The sequence below is a fragment of the Streptomyces sp. B1866 genome (assembly GCF_031932565.1).
Taxonomy (GTDB): domain Bacteria; phylum Actinomycetota; class Actinomycetes; order Streptomycetales; family Streptomycetaceae; genus Streptomyces.
Window position 1 is genome coordinate 22,809 of the sequence record NZ_JAVSCF010000055.1, and the last position, 4,760, is coordinate 27,568.

Annotated in this window: 3 protein-coding genes; 2 read left to right on the top strand and 1 reads right to left on the bottom strand. The window is 73.2% G+C overall.

Going from position 1 to position 4,760, the window contains the following annotated elements:
- Positions 1 to 158: 158 nt before the first annotated feature.
- On the bottom strand, positions 159 to 950 hold the full coding sequence (locus tag RKE29_RS10800; RefSeq protein WP_312004932.1) for a metal-dependent hydrolase: 792 nt from the start codon (positions 948 to 950) through the stop codon (positions 159 to 161).
- 136 nt (positions 951 to 1,086) lie between these two features.
- Between RKE29_RS10800 and RKE29_RS10805 the strand changes: the two genes are divergently transcribed.
- Together RKE29_RS10805 and RKE29_RS10810 are read left to right on the top strand one after the other, a co-directional pair.
- Entirely contained in the window at positions 1,087 to 3,603 is a 2,517-nt protein-coding gene (locus RKE29_RS10805) for a DUF3516 domain-containing protein (protein ID WP_312004933.1), read from the top strand.
- 52 nt (positions 3,604 to 3,655) lie between these two features.
- On the top strand, positions 3,656 to 4,570 hold the full coding sequence (locus RKE29_RS10810; protein ID WP_312004934.1) for an acyl-CoA thioesterase II: 915 nt from the start codon (positions 3,656 to 3,658) through the stop codon (positions 4,568 to 4,570).
- The last annotated feature ends 190 nt before the right edge of the window (positions 4,571 to 4,760 follow it).

The following is a 4,760-nucleotide window of genomic DNA, read 5'->3' on the forward strand; positions in this document are numbered from 1 at the left end:
CCCGCCGGTGCCGCGGCCGCCTCGCGCGCCGCGGCACCGGTCCCCGGCGGCGGCCTGGCCTCCGGCTGCCGCGGGAGCGCGGTCCGGCAGGTCCCGCCCGGTCGGCGCGGCCGGGCGCGCCGCGGCCGGCCGGGCACGGCCGGGCAGCGGGCCCGGGCTCACCAGACGCCGAGCGCCCCCAGGCAGCCGGCGCCGCCCAGCAGCATGAACGCGGGCATCAGCACGCGCAGCTCGACCCAGCTTCCGGCCCGGAAGCGGATGGCCCGCGGAGGGCCGACCGGATACCACCGCTTGCGGCCGACGGGGATGGGCCACAGGATGGGGCAGCCGGAGACGGTGAGCGCGTCGCCGACGTCGTGCACCAACGCGCCCAGGACGATCGGCAGCCCGATCCACAGGTACTCCTGGCCCGGTCCCGTGAACAGCCAGTGCGAGCCGTTGCCCGGCTGGTGCAGCACGCCGGCGAGGATCCACGCGCTCGTCGCGCCCAGCAGCCACACCAGGACGTCGCTGGAGACCCGGGCCATGCGCCACAGCAGCCCCTCCACCGCGAGCACCATGTGCACGAAGAGGATGCCGAGCACCGCCCAGCGGCCGCCGGCCACCGCCAGCGTCGAGAAGCCCGCGCCGATCAGCACCGCCCACACCCAGGTGTGGGTGAGGGTGCGGTGACCGCCGGAGCGGCGCGGATCGCCCGGTTTCCGGGTGGCCGAGTAGACGGCGTGCGACAGCTTGTCGGTCACGCCGCACAGACCCCGCGAGAGCGGTCCGAAGGCCCGGGAGATCGTCGCCGACTTGTGGTCGAGGTCGGGGGCGAGCGCCGCTCCCGCGCAGATCAGGCTGCCGGCCACGAGCACCGGCCAGGGCATCGCGTGGCCCGCGCCCGCGAACGCGGCGCCCAGCCCCAGCCAGGCCGCCGCTCCGGACAGCGAGTGCGCCGGTCCCATCATGCTTCGTCCCCGCCCCTGTTCTGCCCCGCGCCCGTGCGGCGTCCGGTGTCCTCGGCGCGGCACAGCCTAGCGGCGGACGATCTTCTTCCGTGCGACCGCCCCGCGGGGCAGGGGGGAAACCAGGCAGTATAGGAGCGTGACGCTCATCGATCAGCTCCCTCCCGACGCCGACCCCGACGCCCTCTTCGACGCGTTCTCCACGTGGGTCGCCGGGCGGGGCATCTCGTTGTACCCAGCTCAGGAGGAGGCGCTGATCGAGGTGGTGTCGGGGGCGAACGTCATCCTGTCCACGCCCACCGGGTCGGGCAAGAGCCTGGTGGCGGCGGGCGCCCACTTCGCCGCCCTGGCCCGCGACGAGGTCACCTTCTACACCGCGCCGATCAAGGCCCTGGTGTCGGAGAAGTTCTTCGAGCTGTGCAAGCTGTTCGGCACGGAGAACGTCGGGATGCTGACCGGGGACGCGTCGGTCAACGCCGACGCGCCGGTCATCTGCTGCACGGCCGAGGTGCTGGCGTCGATCGCCCTGCGGGACGGGGCGGACGCCGACGTCGGCCAGGTGGTCATGGACGAGTTCCACTTCTACGCGGAGCCGGACCGGGGCTGGGCGTGGCAGATCCCGCTGCTGGAGCTGCCCCGGGCGCAGTTCGTTTTGATGTCGGCGACGCTGGGGGACGTCTCCCGGTTCGAGAAGGACCTGACCCGGCGCACCGGGCGGCCCACCGCGGTGGTGCGGTCGGCGACCCGGCCGGTGCCGCTCAGCTACGAATACCGGCTGACGCCGCTCACCGAGACGCTGACCGAGCTGCTGGAGGCGCGCCAGGCACCGGTCTACATCGTGCACTTCACGCAGGCGGCCGCGGTGGAGCGCGCGCAGGCCCTGATGAGCATCAACATGTGCACCCGGGCGGAGAAGGACCAGATCGCGGAGCTGATCGGCAACTTCCGCTTCACCACCCGGTTCGGGCGCAACCTGTCCCGCTTCGTGCGGCACGGCATCGGGGTGCACCACGCCGGGATGCTGCCGAAGTACCGGCGTCTGGTGGAGCGGCTGGCCCAGGCCGGCCTGCTGAAGGTCATCTGCGGCACCGACACCCTCGGCGTGGGCGTCAACGTGCCGATCCGCACGGTGCTGTTCACGGCGCTGACCAAGTACGACGGGCAGCGGGTGCGCGTCCTGCGGGCGCGGGAGTTCCACCAGATCGCCGGCCGGGCCGGGCGGGCCGGGTTCGACACGGCGGGGCTCGTCGTCGCGCAGGCGCCCGAGCACGTCATCGAGAACGAGAAGGCGCTCGCCAAGGCCGGGGACGACCCGAAGAAGCGCCGCAAGGTGGTCCGCAAGAAGGCCCCGGAGGGCTTCGTCAACTGGACCCAGAACACGTTCGAGAAGCTGATCGCCTCCGAACCGGAGCCGCTGACGTCCCGCTTCCGCGTCACCCACGCCATGCTGCTGTCGGTCATCGCCCGGCCGGGCGACCCGTTCACGGCGATGCGCCGGCTGCTGGAGGACAACCACGAGCCGCGCCGGAACCAGCTGCGGCACATCCGCCGGGCCATCGCCATCTACCGCTCGCTGCTGGACGGCGGCGTGGTGGAACAGGTCGGGAGCGGCAAGGACGACGGCGGCCCGGTGGTGCGGCTGACGGTCGATCTCCAGCAGGACTTCGCCCTGAACCAGCCGCTGTCCACCTTCGCGCTCGCCACCTTCGAGGTCCTGGACCCCGCGTCCCCCTCCTACGCCCTGGACATGGTCTCGGTCGTGGAGTCCACGCTGGACGACCCGCGGCCGATCCTGGTGTCCCAGCAGAACAAGGCGCGCGGGGAGGCGGTCGCCGCGATGAAGGCCGAGGGGGTGGAGTACGAGGAGCGCATGGAGCGGGTGCGGGAGATCACCCACCCCATGCCGCTGGAGGAGCTGCTGTTCCACGCCTACGGCCTGTACCGCAAGAGCCACCCGTGGGTGGGCGACCATCCGCTGTCGCCGAAGTCCGTGGTCCGCGACATGTACGAGCGGGCGATGACCTTTTCGGAGTTCGTCGCCTTCTACGACCTGGCGCGGACCGAGGGAATCGTGCTGCGCTACCTGGCGAGCGCCTACAAGGCGCTGGACCACACGGTCCCCGACGATCTGAAGTCGGACGACTTCCAGGACATCGTGGCCTGGCTCGGCGAGATGGTGCGGCAGGTCGACTCCAGCCTGCTGGACGAGTGGGAGCAGCTGGCCAATCCGGAGCAGGAGACGGCCGAGCAGGCCCAGGAGCGCGCCGACCAGGTCAGGCCGGTCACGGCGAACGCGCGGGCCTTCCGGGTCCTGGTGCGCAACGCTCTGTTCCGGCGGGTCGAGCTGGCCGCGTGGGACCGGATCGAGGAGCTCGGCGAGCTGGACGAGGGGTCGGGCTGGGACGCCGGGCGCTGGGGCGGCGCCATGGACGCCTACTGGGCGGAGTACGAGGAGCTGGGCACCGGGCCCGAGGCGCGCGGGCCGAAGCTGCTGCGCATCGAGGAGCAGCCGGAGCACGGGCTGTGGCTGGTGCGGCAGACCTTCGACGACCCGGACGGCGACCACGACTGGGGCATCTCCGCCGAGGTGGACCTGGCGGCCTCCGACGAGGAGGGGCGCGCTGTCGTGCGGGTCACCGGGGTGGGGCCGCTGTAGCCGCCGGCGCGCCGCCGAGAGGGCTGATACGACGAACGAAGGAGTGCCGGCGATGTCCAGTCCCGCCGACCGCCTGGTCGACCTGCTCGACCTGGAGCAGATCGAGGTGAACATCTTCCGCGGCCGCAGCCCCGACGAGTCGCTGCAGCGCGTGTTCGGCGGGCAGGTGGCCGGCCAGGCGCTGGTGGCCGCGGGGCGGACCACCGACGGGCAGCGGCCGGTGCACTCGCTGCACGCGTACTTCCTGCGCCCGGGACGGCCCGGCGTGCCCATCGTGTACCAGGTGGAGCGGGTCCGGGACGGACGGTCCTTCACCACCCGCCGGGTGGTCGCCGTCCAGCAGGGTCGGACGATCTTCAATCTGACGGCCTCCTTCCATCTGCCGGAGCCGGGGATCGAGCAGCAGCTGCCGATGCCCGAGGTGCCGGGGCCGGAGGGCCTGCCGAGGCTCGCCGACGAGATCCGCGAGCACCTGGGCGGGCTGCCCGAGGCGCTGGAGAAGATGGCCCGCAGGCAGCCGTTCGACATCCGCTACGTCGACCGGCTGCGCTGGACCAGGGAAGAGCTCAAGGACGCCGAGCCGCGCAGCGCGGTGTGGATGCGCGCGGTCGGACCGCTCGGTGACGACCCGCTCGTGCACACCTGCGCGCTCACCTACGCCAGCGACATGGTGCTGCTCGACACCGTCCGGGTGCCCGTCGAACCGCTGTGGGGCCCGCGGGGCTTCGACATGGCCTCGCTGGACCACGCCATGTGGTTCCACCGGCCGTTCCGCACCGACGAGTGGTTCCTCTACGACCAGGAGTCGCCCATCGCGACCGGGGGCCGGGGGCTGGCGCGCGGCCGCATCTACGACCGGTCGGGCCGCCTGCTGGTCTCGGTGGTGCAGGAGGGACTGCTGCGCCCGCGCGACCCCGAGCGCAGCCTTGAGGAGCCCTACAAGGACCAGCGGCCGCAGGAGCGTTAGCCGGTGTCCCGCCCCGGCCGCCGCGGGCGGGGGCGGCGGTCCGCCCACGGCCCGTGTCCCGCCGCCCTGGCCGGTAGCGGCTTCCAGGCACCGCAGGGTCCGGCGGCCGCCGGCCGGACGGCACGAGCCGTGCACCGCGCCTGGTCCGCGCCCCTGGCCGACCGCGTCCGGCCGGCCGCGGCCCCGGGCA

What these genes read in the sequence shown, in the direction of transcription:
- RKE29_RS10800 (WP_312004932.1), bottom strand. Translation starts at nt 950, where the DNA reads ATGATGGGACCGGCGCACTCGCTGTCCGGAGCGGCGGCCTGGCTGGGG.
- RKE29_RS10810 (WP_312004934.1), top strand. Translation starts at nt 3,656, where the DNA reads ATGTCCAGTCCCGCCGACCGCCTGGTCGACCTGCTCGACCTGGAGCAG.